Annotated in this window: 1 protein-coding gene; it reads right to left on the bottom strand. The window is 55.7% G+C overall.

What is annotated here, in order from left to right; genetic code table 11:
• Nucleotides 1-307, bottom strand: a 307-nt coding sequence (locus AB9F26_RS22465) for an AMP-binding protein (protein ID WP_369769148.1), incomplete at both ends; no start/stop codon positions are given.

The following is a 307-nucleotide window of genomic DNA, read 5'->3' as shown; positions in this document are numbered from 1 at the left end:
GTATCATTGGGACTGAGCACATGGATTTCGGTGTTTGCGACGGGCTGTCCGATCGTAACTCTCTCACCCTGAGCCAATTTGGCAGCAGCCGACCAGATCGTTGTTTCCGTCGGGCCATAAACGTTCCAAAGCGTGGCACCTCCTGCGGATAATTTGTCCGCAAGGTCTTGCGGCAGCGGCTCACCGCCCGCCAAAAGAGTCATGGTTTTGTCTGGCGCAAATCCCGCTTCAAGGATCATGCCCCAGAGTGTTGGTGTGGCCTGTACATGCGTGATATCTCCTTGTTGGAGACGCGTGACCAAGCGGA

The organism is Falsihalocynthiibacter sp. BN13B15 (assembly GCF_041205415.1).
In the GTDB taxonomy this organism is placed as follows: Bacteria; Pseudomonadota; Alphaproteobacteria; order Rhodobacterales; family Rhodobacteraceae; genus Falsihalocynthiibacter; species Falsihalocynthiibacter arcticus.
The sequence above is the reverse complement of the archived record's forward strand: the minus strand, read 5'-3'. Positions and strand labels throughout refer to the sequence as shown.